11 protein-coding genes and 1 pseudogene are annotated in these 14,250 nt (G+C 35.5%); 3 read left to right on the top strand and 9 right to left on the bottom strand.

All coding sequences use genetic code 11. The annotated features are described in order from the left end of the window. The first annotated feature begins 15 nt into the window (after positions 1 to 15). Complete coding sequence (locus F6K18_RS18515) at positions 16 to 171, top strand: hypothetical protein (protein ID WP_287308941.1); 156 nt, start codon at positions 16 to 18, stop codon at positions 169 to 171. Between the two features lie 284 nt (positions 172 to 455). On the opposite strand, the gene F6K18_RS18510 is transcribed toward F6K18_RS18515, so the two are convergent. Next, positions 456 to 2,327 carry an AAA-like domain-containing protein gene (locus F6K18_RS18510; RefSeq protein WP_287522746.1) on the bottom strand — a complete coding sequence of 624 codons (1,872 nt, stop codon included), beginning with the start codon at positions 2,325 to 2,327 and terminating at the stop codon, positions 456 to 458. A gap of 149 nt (positions 2,328 to 2,476) precedes the next feature. Between F6K18_RS18510 and F6K18_RS18505 the strand changes: the two genes are divergently transcribed. After that, positions 2,477 to 2,599, top strand: a complete 123-nt coding sequence (locus F6K18_RS18505; protein ID WP_275670358.1) for a hypothetical protein — start codon at positions 2,477 to 2,479, stop codon at positions 2,597 to 2,599. Positions 2,600 to 3,312: 713 nt separating this feature from the next. Here F6K18_RS18505 and F6K18_RS18500 read toward each other — a convergent pair. Next, positions 3,313 to 3,840 carry a DUF4330 domain-containing protein gene (locus F6K18_RS18500; RefSeq protein ID WP_124143048.1) on the bottom strand — a complete coding sequence of 176 codons (528 nt, stop codon included), beginning with the start codon at positions 3,838 to 3,840 and terminating at the stop codon, positions 3,313 to 3,315. Positions 3,841 to 4,838: 998 nt separating this feature from the next. On the opposite strand from F6K18_RS18500, the gene F6K18_RS18495 reads away from it, so the two are divergent. Then, positions 4,839 to 5,693 carry a M48 family metallopeptidase gene (locus F6K18_RS18495; protein ID WP_124143049.1) on the top strand — a complete coding sequence of 285 codons (855 nt, stop codon included), beginning with the start codon at positions 4,839 to 4,841 and terminating at the stop codon, positions 5,691 to 5,693. 593 nt (positions 5,694 to 6,286) lie between these two features. Here F6K18_RS18495 and F6K18_RS18490 read toward each other — a convergent pair. From F6K18_RS18490 to F6K18_RS18460, 7 genes and pseudogenes are all read right to left on the bottom strand, one after another. Further along, on the bottom strand, positions 6,287 to 7,090 hold the full coding sequence (locus tag F6K18_RS18490; protein WP_287522745.1) for a DNA-binding domain-containing protein: 804 nt from the start codon (positions 7,088 to 7,090) through the stop codon (positions 6,287 to 6,289). 373 nt (positions 7,091 to 7,463) lie between these two features. Beyond that, a complete protein-coding gene (locus F6K18_RS18485) occupies positions 7,464 to 8,390 on the bottom strand; it encodes a DUF692 domain-containing protein (RefSeq protein ID WP_287522744.1) in 927 nt (308 codons plus the stop codon). Positions 8,391 to 9,189: 799 nt separating this feature from the next. Then, complete coding sequence (locus F6K18_RS18480) at positions 9,190 to 9,462, bottom strand: DUF2282 domain-containing protein (RefSeq protein ID WP_287522742.1); 273 nt, start codon at positions 9,460 to 9,462, stop codon at positions 9,190 to 9,192. Positions 9,463 to 10,061: 599 nt separating this feature from the next. Next, the gene (locus F6K18_RS18475; protein WP_287522740.1) at positions 10,062 to 10,229 is read right to left on the bottom strand and encodes a hypothetical protein; all 168 of its coding nucleotides are present in this window, start codon (positions 10,227 to 10,229) and stop codon (positions 10,062 to 10,064) included. Beyond that, positions 10,204 to 11,991, bottom strand: a complete 1,788-nt coding sequence (locus F6K18_RS18470; RefSeq protein WP_287522738.1) for a carotenoid oxygenase family protein — start codon at positions 11,989 to 11,991, stop codon at positions 10,204 to 10,206. Before F6K18_RS18470 ends, F6K18_RS18475 begins: the two co-directional genes overlap by 26 nt. A gap of 600 nt (positions 11,992 to 12,591) precedes the next feature. After that, entirely contained in the window at positions 12,592 to 13,923 is a 1,332-nt protein-coding gene (locus tag F6K18_RS18465; RefSeq protein WP_287522737.1) for a Rieske 2Fe-2S domain-containing protein, read from the bottom strand. 114 nt (positions 13,924 to 14,037) lie between these two features. Continuing rightward, positions 14,038 to 14,250, bottom strand: a pseudogene (locus F6K18_RS18460) (pheophorbide a oxygenase); the annotation flags it as partial.

The following is a 14,250-nucleotide window of genomic DNA, read 5'->3' as shown; positions in this document are numbered from 1 at the left end:
CATTTTGATAAATGTTTGCTACAAATAACTAGGGGATTTTTTAGGAGTCAGGAGTCAGGAGTCAGGAGTCGTATGGGAATTGCTTCAATACCACTTTTTAGGTTGGAAATCATCTTTTTTGTCAAAGGGATGTCTCCTGAAAATTATTTTTATCCCTCTTACTATTCGTAACATTCTTTTTTCAAAATGGTATATTGAAGAAGGAGACAGGAGACAGGAGACAGGAGACAGGAGGAAAATTACTTATGGATAGTCAACGAAGGGCCGCTCCGCGTCTACGCTCCCCCAAGTAATTTTGAACACCCCCGTTGACGGTGGGGTATTAAATCCACAAAGAAAATGATAAACTAAAGTCCCATCATTGAGTTTTTACTTCCTAATTCTTCTGACTTTTGATTTATAACTTATAATTTTAATTTCCGTGAAACGGTATAACCCTCTTCCTTCTTCCTTCTTCAAAAATGAACTCGAAAATATTCTTTATATAAACTACACAAAGGCATCACAGCATTTCCCCGAAATTTAACTAATCCCATACTCCGCAATTTAAAAGCCTCAATTGTACCAATTTCCACAGGAGTTTTTGCATTAACAACTTTTGTCATTGCCTTCTGTAAAGTTTCATCTTTTTGCAAGTTCAACAAATGTGGATGTAAGTGATTATAATAAGGTCCTTCATCAGTTGCTGCCAGTTCTAAAAGTCGTTCTAAAGTAATTTTTTCACTAGCAATTTGATAAAGTGCTAGACGTACTAAATAAGGATGGCCTCCTAACATTTCCATTAGTTTTTCAGACCAATTTAAAGACCATTTTAAACCATGTATTTCTACTAAATATTTTACCTGTTCTAAATTAAATTCTGGCAACTCAATTCCTAATCCCACATTGAAGGGAGACTGATTAATATTCAGAGGAATATAAACTTCCTTGGAGTGAACAATTATTAATCGTAATCTTTGCCAATCAGGATTATTTTTACCTTGTTCGTGCCAAGCTCTTAATAAGGCAAAAAAATCTGTTGCTAGACCGGGATTTTGGAAAATTTTGTCAACTTCATCTAATCCTAAAACTATGGGAGCTTTAATTTCAGCGAGCAAATATTTATCAAAATATTTTGTACACCTTTTTTTCACTCCTAAGACTTTTTTCCAATATTTTTCTAACTGTTCTTCTAAACCCAATTTTTCGCTAATACTTGCACAAAACCACTGCAAAAATTTGTCTAAGTTTTCGATAAATTCCGTATCTATAGTTTGAAAATTTAGATCAACTATTCGATGACCTTGCTGACTAGAATGAGCTAAAATTCGGGATAATAAAGAACTTTTTCCCATTTGTCGAGGCGCTTTAATTCTAATTAATGCGTTGGGTTTAACAATAGCTTGAAAACATTCTGATTCGATAGGCGATCGCTCAATATAAAAAGGAGAATTTAAAGGAACTTGACCATAAGGTAGTTCTATATCGTGTTTTTTCACTCTTATTAAATTTGATGTAATATTCGATAATTCTGCCAAAGCAACTTCAGCGTCTAGATAGCGTAGATCCAAGTGAATATTCACCATTTTCATTAAAAAATTAACTAACTCATCACTGACATCGGAAAAGTAAAAGAGTTTTTTACAGTTTATTTCTCCATAGCTATTTAGGGGAAATAGTTGGGGAGGTTTTCCTGTTAAAGCTTGAATTGCAGTTACTCCAACAGCATAAATATCGCTAGCAAATTGGGGTCTACCTTGTATTTGTTCTACAGGCATATAACCACGAGTTCCAATGGTAATAGTGCTAGTAAATTCCCCATACTTACCAACTACTATCGTACTAACTTCTTTAACTGCTCCAAAATCAATTAATACTAATTTCCCACCAGTTTCTCGCCTCATAATATTTGCCGGTTTTATATCCCGATGAATTACATTATTTTGATGAACAAAACTCAGTAATTCCAGAATATCCGTTAAAAATTTGATGATTTTAAATTCACTCCAATAGGAATTCATTTCTCTAGTTAAATCGTGACCAACTATCAGTTCTTGAACTAGGAAAAATTCTCCTTCATCTTCAAAATAAGCATATAAAGTTGGGATTTGAGCATGGCAACCTAATTTTTTTAAAATCCTACCTTCTTGCTCAAATAACCTCTGAACTTCTAAACTTTTTTGTGTCGGTTTTAGCCTCTTAACAACACATTTTGGTTTGGGAATTTCCGGCATATCTAAATCTTCTGCAATATAAGTTTCACCAAATCCACCACCTGTGCCTAATTTTTCAATAATTTGATAACGTTGATGTAGAATTTTTCCGATAAGAGAATTATTTTTAGACATAAGTAAATACTTTGATCAAAACTTTAATTATTTTCAGAAAGAAGAAGGAAGAAGTAAGAAGGAGGAAGGCATTTAGTTATCTCGGAGATCAGGTGGATTATTGATATTTGATTATTTCTCCTGGGAAGTGCTAACCAAATAGCTATTCCTTGAAGAAGGAGACAGGAGACAGGAGACAGGAGACAGGAGGAAAATTACATGGAGATTCGCTCCCCCAAGTAATTTTGAACACGACCGTTGACGGTGGGGTATTAAACCCACAAAGAAAATGATAAATTAAGAGTAGTAATAACGACTACTATAGATAAATGTTACTCTAAATTTTTTAGGTATCCTAGAAATTTGTTAATCAAGCGATCGCTTTCTTCTTTTATACTCATAGTTTTGGTCATTTTTCCAGAAAATTTAGATGCCTTTTCTGTCTATTATTACCCCTTAATATCTGTATTCTATTTTTTAGCTTGCTTGTTCATTCCATCGAGACTTTAATTGTAGTGATTTTCAAATAGATAGACTACAGTGGCCAAAGTATTTTCCTACTCCCTCTCTTGGTGCGCTACCAGATGCGTCTGTCACCGACGCGGGGTCGCACCGCTACTCCCTAACTCAAAAGAATTTTGTAGTTACTAAAATGGGTAGTCCTGCATGGTAATGGTGAGGATATATATTTTTTAATTTTTCTCACACTCCCCATCCCCCATCTCCCCACACTTCTTTTACCATTACTATGCACCACCACCCTAAAATGAATTGCGCTGTAAAATTATCTTTTTATTTTTGGTTTAATACCCCACCCTCTACAGGGTGTTAACAATTGCTTGGGGTTATAAGACACGGAGTGGCGTGTCGAAGACTATCCCCATCCATTTTTTCTTCCTTCTTCCTTCTTCCTTCTTCCTTCTTCCTTCTTCAAGGTGTATTTTGCACAGGCCAGATATTTTGTGGAACAAAACACACCCTATTAGACTTCTATAAAATCAGAAAATTACTCTCTTACTCGCACATCAATCACACTAGCATTAAAATTATAATCCGCACCCTCCAACTCAATTGTCATACCAATTTTTACCTTAATATTTCCTAATACAGGACCATCATCAGTCACTCTACCTTTACCTTCCAAAGTTAATAAAAGATTCCGACTAAAAAGTTCTTTATCTCTAGGATCTGGCAAAGCTTTGACTGAGCCATCAGGCTGAGGAACTGCCACTTTTCGAGTCATAAATTCCACAGATTTTAGGTCAACTTTTCCATAAGGTTGATTTCTAATAATTAATTGAGTTTTCTCTCCTTCCCTTAATAATTTTTCAGGGTTCCGTCCTTTTAAACCTAAAGCAATAGCATCTACTTCCATTGGTTTAGTAATAATATTACCCACTTGAGCAACAGAAGTTTTATTAGTACCAGGAACGATAAATATTCCCAGTAATACCATTAAAATTATTAACACAGCGCCCACATCTAAGACACTGACTTTACCAAATAATCGTCCTTGAGAATCCAGAATTTTCATAATTTCATCAACTAATAATTACAAGTGATATTGGGTATCATTTATTGCCATTCTTTTGTCGATAACCAGGATGGTTAGGTAATAGACATCTCCTCCACGCATAGGGAGTAGGCAGCTTTGCTGTAGGCATTAGGGAACCCACCCCTCGCCCCTCCCCCTCCCAGGAGGGGAAATAACTGATAATTTATGTGTGAGAATTGATTTGATTTTGGATTTTTACCAGATTTCTAATACACATAATTTTCATTTAGAAAATCTCTTCTTAAAGATATTACCACTTAATATCATGTTTAGCCAAGCACCAATAATAGAGTTTTGTAATTGTACATTTAACACAATAAATATCATTAAAATTTGCCAGCGTAACGATAAATAAAGATTTGTATATCTGTAATTAAATTGACTTTAATAACGTGGTAAATTGTAAATTTTAGGTAATACTTATATATTTTTTTCGACGAAAATTTTATTTTCAAAATAAGTTCAATGTAAGCATTTCCTGCGGAATGCTGCGCAAACAGCTTTTTAATGAATGAAGCAAACATTCGTTTTTCTACTACATTCTCAACTAAAGATTCATACTATTAAGCTTTGATAAAAAAGCAATTTTATCCTTTAAAGCTGATAACGCAGTTCCGACCATAGGAGCCTAGCTGAAGTCCACATTTCCTCGGATAAGAGGCTAGCTGACTGCTGAATGCTTACAGTTAAATGGATGAAGATAAGGAGGTTTTTTATTAGCTAAACTCCCTTATCTTCGGTAGTAAAATCAAATTTTAGCTTTGCGGAAAAGCTATCAATAACTTTTGTAGTGAATGACAACAACAACCAAATATCATTCACTAATTTATTTGTAATAGCAGTTGAAGGAAAAATTAGGACAAATAGCAGTCGAAGGAAAGGTTAGGACAAATCAAAAATGATTGACTTTTAACTTTTGACTTTTAACTTTTGACTTTTAACTTCCGCGTAGCTAGTACCTTTTAATCTAAAAGCTCATGTTGAAAAAACTATCTCTAATTACTCGTTCTTCCTTTCGTCAAGTATCATACCCATTAATATCTGTAATGGTCGCTGCTAGTTTATGTGCAGGTACAGCATCTCCCAGTCAAGCTATTCCCTGGGGAGAATTAATTTTCCAGAGTATTCAGATGATTCAAATTTCTAACCTGTCTGACCGCCAAGAAGTTGAACTTGGTAAACAAATTAATCAACAATTATTAAAACAGAGAAATCTTAAAATTTATCGCGATCGCGCAGCTAACGAATATATTAATAGAATTGGCCAAAGATTGGCTGCTGCAAGTCCCCGTCCAGACATTCCCTATACTTTTCAAGTAGTGGAGGATGACAGTATAAATGCTTTTGCCACTATGGGAGGTTTTGTTTATATCAATACTGGTTTAATGAAAGCTGCAGAGAACGAAGCAGAATTAGCTAGTGTTGTTTCTCACGAAATTGCCCATATTGCTAGTCGTCATGCAGTAAAACAGTTACGTCAGACATTATTGGCCCAGGGTTTAGCTACTGCAGCAGGTGTAGATGATAGTGTTGCTGTCCAAGTTGGGGTAGAATTAGCATTACGTCGGCCTAAAAGTAGGGAGGCAGAATTTGAAGCGGATGCAATAGGTATTGAAACATTAGGTAGAGCGGGATATGCTCAGTATGGTGCAATTACATTTATGGAAAAATTGCTAAAAAAAGGTTCTCCACCATCTTTTCTTAGCACTCATCCCGCAACATCAGCGAGGATCGAGCAAATGAAACAAATGATTGATCCGGAATTTGCTTACAATGGTGATGGGTTGGATGATAGACGTTATCAGGTTATTGTAAGTCAATTAATTCCGTAGTTAAAATTCACTGAAAAGTTGGGTTCTGAAACTTCACTTTTAGGCAACAGGCAACAGGCAATAGGGAATAGGGAATATATGGGAAAAAAGTATGTTTGCAAATATAGAACCCCTAACCGTATCTTTTAGCTCTCTCCAGAAAATAGGGAGTAGGGAGTAGGGAGTAGGGGGGAAGAATTGATGACACGCTCTACAATAATTGATTTGATTTTTGATGATTGGAAATGTCTTTCTCCGAAAAGATATATGCTTAAGTTAAGTAATAGGAGCGACCGCCTAAATTTTTAGAGATGCCACTCAGGGGTTCTATAAAGTATTTTTGCAAAAAGGAGAGATAATTAGGGTTTGCTGAAAAAGTCTTATGGGTAGAAGGTAGGAGTCAGGAGTCAGGAGAAATGGAAATCTAGAGGAGGTAGGAGTAAGAATTGTCCCTTGATTTTTCTACCATAGTCAGCTCAAAATACTAGCTTTTTGAGCGTTTTTAACTGAAAAGCTGGCACTTTTTTGAACCCTAAAAAATCTACAACCTTTACCTGTTAATGCTTTGAGATTTAATCAGCAAGCCCTAATTATTAATTATTAATTATTAATAATTAATTGTTGAACCCTTCTTCCTTCTTAACACAAAAATTATCAATCCAACCTCGCTGTACAAACAATGGAAGTAATGAACCCACATCAACTTGAGGTTCAATATCAGCGACTTTTTCGCAAACAATTTCAAATGGATAATTCTCTTGAAAAATCTTTAGTAATTCCCATTCTTCATTGTTTGGTAAATCAATTCGCATATCATAACCCTGTCGCCACAAAAATATTTTCACCCCACCTTCATCTAAACTTACCATTTTATCCCCTTGATGATCGGGTTGATTGACCTGCCAAATCCTATGAATAGGATAAATAGACTCTAATAAAACACTATTTTTCGGTAAATACAAAATCAACTCTCCCCATTTTTCTTGAGGAACTTCACCCAAAGCTTGAAAATCTAAACCCTTTGTATCTTCACCACAAAAAACTCGATGCCAATGCCATTCTAAACGTGCTATATCTGGCAGATATGGTAAATGTTTTACTGGTTCAAAATCTGCCAGAAAATCTGCAAACTGTTCTCCATAATCTCCTAAATCAGGTGATAAACAAGGAAACTGATTAATAAACTTTAATGCAGTTGCTTCAAAAAACTTTTCTCCCACTAACTGACATAAAACAGGATAAATTGACATTAATGTATTACTCAAATTCCCAACAATATTACCTCTGTAAATTGCCAAAGCTTCAGCAGGTGTTAAATTATTTGGTGCCTTAATATGTTTGCTTAATTCTTCTATACTAATACTGTCTTTTTTCCATACAGCTTGGAGAAATAAATTTTGTAGAGTAGTATGTTCCATTACCAAATAATTAATAATTAGGGTTTGCGCTCAAAAGTCTTTTAGTAGGGGTAGGAGACAGGAGACAGGAGACAGGAGACAGGAGAAATGGGAATGAGCGAGGAGGTAGGAGCAAGAATTGTAAGAATGATTTTTCTGCCCAACTATGAGCCTAAAATACTAAATTTTTGAGCATGAATAGCTGAAAAATTTGCACTTTTTTAGACAAAAAAAAAGCTAAAGTTTTTAGATGTAAATGCTTTTATATTTAATCAGCAAGCTCTAATTAAATAATTAAATAATTCAGGTTAAAAGCCTCCCCTTGAAAGGGAAAAAAAATCAATTTTTTCCTTAAGGGTCAATCCTCTCCCTAAAAGGGAGAGGTAATTATCAATTATCCATTATTCATTAATGAACTGACCTTTTGTAATAATTTTTCAGCCTTATTTGCTTCTGCCATTAACACTTCAAAACTCGGAATATCTGTATCCCATTCGATTAAAGTAGGTACACTGCCAAACCTTACTAAAGCTTCTTCATACAACTCCCAAACTGGAGGATGTACGGGATAACCGTGAGTATCTAATAGATAATTTTCCTTTTCTTCATAACCTGCTAAATGAATTTGTTTAACCCTTTTTGCTGGAATACCATCCAGATATTTTAGAGGGTCAATTCCATTATTTATAGCATTAACATAAAGATTATTTATATCCAGAAGTAAGTAACAGTCAGCTTTTTTTACTAATCCCTCAATAAACTCCCATTCCGACATAGTTGAATCTGTAAAAGTTAAATATGGAGAAGGATTTTCAATCAAAATTTGCCTACCTAAAAATTCTTGTACTTGCAGGATACGCGATGCCACAAAATCCATCACCTTTTCTGTATAAACCAGCGGAATTAAATCGTTAAGATAGTGACCACTAACAGATATCCAAGATAAATGGTCAGAAATAAAATCTGGTTCAACTTTTGCTGCTAAATTTTTTAGGCGAGTTAAATAATCTAAATTTAATGGGTCTGTTGAACCCAAAGACATTCCTACTCCATGTAAAGTGACAGGATAATTTTGACGAATTTTTTCTAAATAAAATAGTGGTAAACCACCAGCACATAAATAGTTATCTGATAAAACTTCAAACCAATTTACTTTCGGTTTTTGAGTCAGAATATATTGATAGTGGAGGGAACGTAAAGCAATTCCTGAACCTTGAATTGATGATGACTGAATGTAGGGTAAATCTCCCTTACTTTGCCACTTTGGATTAACATCAAATTCTAGTTTTTGAGACTCTATTTTAGTTGTCATAATTGTCATAAACTGTTTTTATTTAAGAAGTAAGAAGGATTTGACTGAAAAGTTGTCGCCCCACATCTACAAACTCCAATTAAAAAGAAGGAAGAAGGAAAGACCGAATAACTGGAAAATTGGATTAGGATGAAAGGTTGTCGTTCCACATATACAAACCCCAATTGAGTGCATCTCATATTTGTAAAAACACTTTTTTCCTATTACCTATTATACCAATTCCCATACATTAGTGCTATACTTGCGCAATACTTCATTTATCAACTAATTAGCAGAAGTCGAATCACTATTTTTACTAATTTTAGCTAACTTAATATTCATTATTATTATGTTTTTTTCTCCCCCACTTCCCTACTCCCCTACTCCCCTGCTCAACAAAATGTAGAAAAGTTTTTGAGAAATAGTATTTCCTATTCCCTATTCCCTAAAAGCAATAAATTTTTGGCTTTATTCAAAATTGAGATATACCCATAAAAAAATATGGCATCTTTTAATTATAAGCTGATTTGATGAAATATAGAAATAAAGAAAGAGATACTTCATATAAAATATTTTTCTCTTCTCAATTCTATTAACCTCAAATCATAACTTTATTAAAAAATACCACAAATAATTTTTGTAATAATAATTTAACTTTTGGGGTTGCACATTATGGAATGATACTGCCAAAAATAGGTTTAGACTTTGACGAAAAAAACCTAATATTAATCGTTCTAGCAATTATCAAATCCAAAATCAAATTCAATCAAAAATCTCAAATCATTCGCCACTGTGCAACGCCTAACTTTTTAGTTAATATGTAGCAAGTCTATTCCTTAAGAGTTGCACCAACAATTTTCTCGCAAGTACCCTCAGCAACATAAATCCACTCGTTAGGATCTCCACTTACTGTTGACTGACCTGAACAGCTATGGCCATTAGCATTACAATCATTCATGCCAGCTTTAACAATACCAGCACATTTTTCCATACCTTCTTTGCCTGCAAGAGCTTCCTGACTATTACCAAAAGTGGTAAGACCAACAGCTAAGACACCAGTTATCGCACTAGCTACAACTAATTTTTTGTTGATGTTTTTCATAATATTATTTTCTCCAATTAATTTAGTTCAACCTTACACTTATAAAGTATTTAGTATCGATATTAAGATAGTCTATGAAAAATCTGAGATTCACCTGAGAAAGTGGTAAGGGTTTAGTGAGTATTTTTTTGCACTAATATCGGGTCATTCCTACACCAGTTCAGAACTTACTTAACTCCTATTTCTCATCAGATAAAGTTTTCTTAATTTATCATAAATTATTAGATAATTTATTCTTATTTATCCTCTACTTTCTATTCAATAAAATAAAATTTTCATTCCTGGCTTTTAGGTTAATTAAATTGATGATATTAGTTGAACTCATAGACATCTCCAAAAATTAAAAATCAAAGCAATTATTATCTATAAATTGTCAATTATTTATCCCTGTTCCCTATTCCCTCTTTTCTAGATATTTCTATTAAATAATTTGCGATTATCCTAGCTTCTACTTCGTAGCATGGATATAATCAACAAAGTAAAATTTGGGCATAATACCAATTTGAAAAAAGAATGTTACGAATAATAGAGGCAATTAAAATACTTTATAGGAGATGTCTCTTGGGCTAAAAAGATAAATTCCGATCTAAAAACTGTTATTAAAGCCATTCATTCTTACTCCTGACTCCTGACTCCCCTCCCAGGAGGGACGGGGGTGGATTGGGTTCGGGGTGGGTTGATTCCTTACGAAATATCCTAGCTATTTGTAGCAAACATTTATCAAATTGGTCAAAAATATTATTAATCGAACACTGGATAGATATCATTTTCAAAAATATCCCGAATCCAACCAGGTAAATGCTTATGCTTGTTAATATCAGTATCTGAACGCAGATCCACTTTATAAGTAGAACTTCGGGGAGCTATTTCTGGTACCCAAGCTGAGTGTAGTGGGAAGCCACACTGAACATCTGGGTGTCCCAGTTTTGCTATCGGACCTGCTGCTAGATTTCCTGCTTGCCAAATCCAGAATTCTGACTGTCCGCTAGATACAGTCAGCATTGCCACCACATACCCTTCTAACTCATTGCTCTGACCCTGCTTAGGAACATAAATCGGAGTCGTGAAACTCGTACCGCGAGGCACAACCCAGAAATCTTTTACTTCCATATCAGTAGGAGACCACCGTAGGATACCAGCTTCTTTCCAGGAAGGTAGATCCTCTACCGGAACATTTCGGAATGGATGATTAGCGTACAGTTCCACTAACCTTCTGGGAACCATTTCGCTCATATAACCGTAGAAATTAACCCAAATATTTTCAAATTGCCCTGGACTCGTTCCTTGAATTCCACTGTAGGTGGGAAGCGCAACTCCCCAGAAATCCTCAAAGAACTGATATTCACTGCTTTTGATTTCCCCTGTTTGAGCGTTGACGACGTATTTACCAAATCCTTGCTGGTCATAAACGCCGGGAGGGGAGCCATAAAACTCTGGAGGAACAAATTCTAGTCGAGTAGGCCACCGCACATCCCATCGCTGAAGCGACTCGCTGACATCATGGCCAGAAGCATGAACTAAATGCAAAGTGACCCAATCTTCCTTATCCTCATAGTTGGCAAAGAAGTGAACGCACTCGCGCGGAATCTCGACGTGTTTGGCAACTGCTGCTCCTCCATCCAATTGCGATCGCGGTACAAACCAAATCTGGTTATAGGCAGACTGCGGTTCCGTCCGCACTCCTGAGAAAACCATTCGCATATATTCGATTAAAAATGCTGTGTCGATGATGACGACATAATTGCGTGTCACGGCAATTTGGTGGGTAGACTGTTTGATCACCACTGGTTTCCCCGTGTTATCATCGATAATTCGAGTAGTTGTAAATTTTCCTGCACCATCCCAAACGTGCAAATAGGTATCAGGTTCAATTAAACCAGCGGCTGGGGGAATTTCAAAAATAGGATTAATTAAGAAAATATCTCCAGTATGCTCATCGTAGGCAGTATGAGCGCCACTCATGTGCATGGGAAAGATCCAGGGAAACTTGATATCTCCAACTCCAGGGATGCCATCAATTTCCATTGCTTTCCATTCACTATTTGATCCTACCGGGGTTACGGGGGATAAGGTCGTCATGTCAAACTCAAACGGACGACCGGAATCAATTGTAGCCATCATCCGCCAAGAACCATCCTCTGGGTCTCGAAAAGCTTGCAAGGCAGTATTGCATTGGTTTTGCACCCCCAGCAACAGGTTCATACGCGCTAAACCACCACGATTACGAAAGCGAAATAGCCTTCTCCATAACTGCCATTGAGATTTTTCTTGAATTTTGCGATCGCAGATCACAGAAGGAGTTTCAAAGGGAGCACTTTTAATATGGACGCGATCGCTGTTAAAATCTAAGCGATACAATTGTCCACGGCCATTAAACCATGGGGTATCTCCTCCTTGTGGTGTAGGTACTATCCAAAATGCGTGTCCCATCATATCCCCAGGTACAGTTCCCTCAATAGTATTGAGATCGAGATCGAGGGATTTAGTGTTTTGATAGGGGGTCTTGTTGGGAAGAGCGACAGAATTCATAGATTTCCTCTCTGGAAGTTATTTGAAACCATTTTAATTCAGGACATATTGTATCACAAAATGAGTAATTTTGCAAGAGATTGATAGGACTTATTTAGTGACTATCTAATATCATGTCCGGTAGCATCGGTATTGTAAAAGGGTAAGAATTTAGAATTCTGCAATTCTGCAATTCATAAATTTGAGATGAAGGCTTTATTTAAGGGTATTAACCCCGAAAAAACTTAAATTTCCTGTAGATATTCACCCTTTGGTTTACACAAACGATAAAGTGCGGACATGATATAATTTAGTTAGGACTTATATAAAATCCGGTTGAACATTCGTCATTGCGACGACAGGAAGCAATCTCAGGAGTGCGCGGAGATTGCTTTCCTTACGGAATGCTGCGCAAACCTTCCACTCCGTTCCAGTCGCAATGACTTAGGTATATTAATTATCCGGATTTAATATTACGCAAAGAAACCCGGTTTCTAGGATAAATCGTTGTTTTGAGCAATAGATGTCTACGAGAAACTGGGTTTGGGGGGTTCACCTGCGTAAGTCCTGTTAGTATTTGTATCTTGTTACCACAGATTGTTCCATACTTTTGAAAGCAATTCATTTTTTAGCATGGATATAATCAACAAAGTAAAATTGAGGAATTAACCACAATTTCAACCAACCATAAATTCCCATTCCCAAAAGTGCTGTAATTACTAAAGGTAAACCGACTTTGATACGCAAATTATCTGGAAAAATAGCAACTCCAGACACAATAATTATGAAATAAGTTATCAGGAAAATTTGTAATCTTTGTAGATTTTTCAATGCCTGACGACAACTACTGCAATGCTGAGTATGTTGTTGATAACGATCCAATAGTGAGGCATGATTATTATTTATTAGAGAGTTATTTTTCTCACTAATTCCCACTTCGCTCCAAGGTAATTTACCACCACAATATTTATCAAACCAATTTCTAAACTCAATGACTGAACGATCTGCATTTGTAGGTAATTTATAAGCTGTTTTCCAACTTTGACTTGATTGTTTTTGTTGCAGTAAATATTCCTGCTGATTGAGTAAAATCATATCTCCATCAAAAACCAAGTTGCGAATTTTTATGTGTTCCCACCAACGTGGTGTTAGTCGATGAATTGTTTTAGCAAAGTTCCTAGAAAACTGAGCAATAACTCTAGATTTACCAGGAGATACTGGTAAAGCATAAATCACAAGTCCTAGTTTCTTTTCAGTATTACCTAAACTAATTTCATATTCCAAACGAGAAGGTGGTTCAAAAGTAATTTTTACAGGTAAACTTCCAGGGATAAAAATTTCAATTAAATTGATTGTTGATTGTAAAATCTCCATAACTTTTGCTATTGCTCTGTTTCTATCACCTTGTACTCCGTGATGAGCAAAAGGAACATGACTTGGATCTATGACATTTTCTATGAGAATTTCCCAATCATATTCTAGATCGCGGACATAAGAATACCACACAAAACCTTTCTGAGCATCTATTTGTGGTGATAATGGTAGGGGTGTAATTTCAGCTATCTCTGCTGTTTTCGCATCAGGCCAAACCCAGAGTAAATCGTTTTCCTGGCGTACTGGTAATGAAGTAACACAGAAATTTTGTTGATTTTTTGCTATAATTCCAGGATTTTCAGCTTGGGGAATATTAGTACAGATACCTTGAGCATCAAATTGCCAACCATGATAACTACACATTAAATTACCAGTTTTATCATCAACACGACCCTCACTTAAGGGTGCTAGACGGTGAGGACAAACATCTAAAAATACCTGGTAATTCTCAGAATATCTTGGCTTCCAGATAACTAAACGTATTCCCAACAGAGTTACGGGAACAGGTATTTCTGGATCGAGGTCTTCAATGGGAGAAAGAGGATACCAGTGCTGAAAAAAGTTAAATTCGGTTTGCATTTTATTTATTATCATAGTTCAAAAAATTACAGTTTTGGAAAAATTCGATGTAGTCATCGAATTTTATTGAGTTTTGTTTCTCTATCTAGATTTTTACATACTTTTGACAACAATTCATTTTTTAGCATGGATATAATCAACAAAGTAAAATTGAGGAATTAACCACAATTTCAACCAACCATAAATTCCCATTCCCAAAAGTGCTGTAATTACTAAAGGTAAACCGACTTTGATACGCAAATTATCTGGAAAAATAGCAACTCCAGACACAATAATTATGAAATAAGTTATCAGGAAAATTTGTAATCTTTGTAGATTTTTCAATGC

The sequence above is a fragment of the Okeania sp. SIO2C2 genome, from assembly GCF_010692625.1.
Classification (GTDB): Bacteria; Cyanobacteriota; Cyanobacteriia; order Cyanobacteriales; family Microcoleaceae; genus Okeania; species Okeania hirsuta.
This window is presented reverse-complemented; position numbering and strand designations above follow the sequence as displayed.

Coding starts and splice junctions, on each gene's coding strand:
- F6K18_RS18510 (WP_287522746.1), bottom strand. CDS start 2,327: ATGTCTAAAAATAATTCTCTTATCGGAAAAATTCTACATCAACGTTAT.
- F6K18_RS18500 (WP_124143048.1), bottom strand. CDS start 3,840: ATGAAAATTCTGGATTCTCAAGGACGATTATTTGGTAAAGTCAGTGTC.
- F6K18_RS18495 (WP_124143049.1), top strand. CDS start 4,839: ATGTTGAAAAAACTATCTCTAATTACTCGTTCTTCCTTTCGTCAAGTA.
- F6K18_RS18490 (WP_287522745.1), bottom strand. CDS start 7,090: ATGGAACATACTACTCTACAAAATTTATTTCTCCAAGCTGTATGGAAA.
- F6K18_RS18485 (WP_287522744.1), bottom strand. CDS start 8,390: ATGACAATTATGACAACTAAAATAGAGTCTCAAAAACTAGAATTTGAT.
- F6K18_RS18480 (WP_287522742.1), bottom strand. CDS start 9,462: ATGAAAAACATCAACAAAAAATTAGTTGTAGCTAGTGCGATAACTGGT.
- F6K18_RS18475 (WP_287522740.1), bottom strand. CDS start 10,229: ATGATATCTATCCAGTGTTCGATTAATAATATTTTTGACCAATTTGAT.
- F6K18_RS18470 (WP_287522738.1), bottom strand. CDS start 11,991: ATGAATTCTGTCGCTCTTCCCAACAAGACCCCCTATCAAAACACTAAA.
- F6K18_RS18465 (WP_287522737.1), bottom strand. CDS start 13,923: ATGCAAACCGAATTTAACTTTTTTCAGCACTGGTATCCTCTTTCTCCC.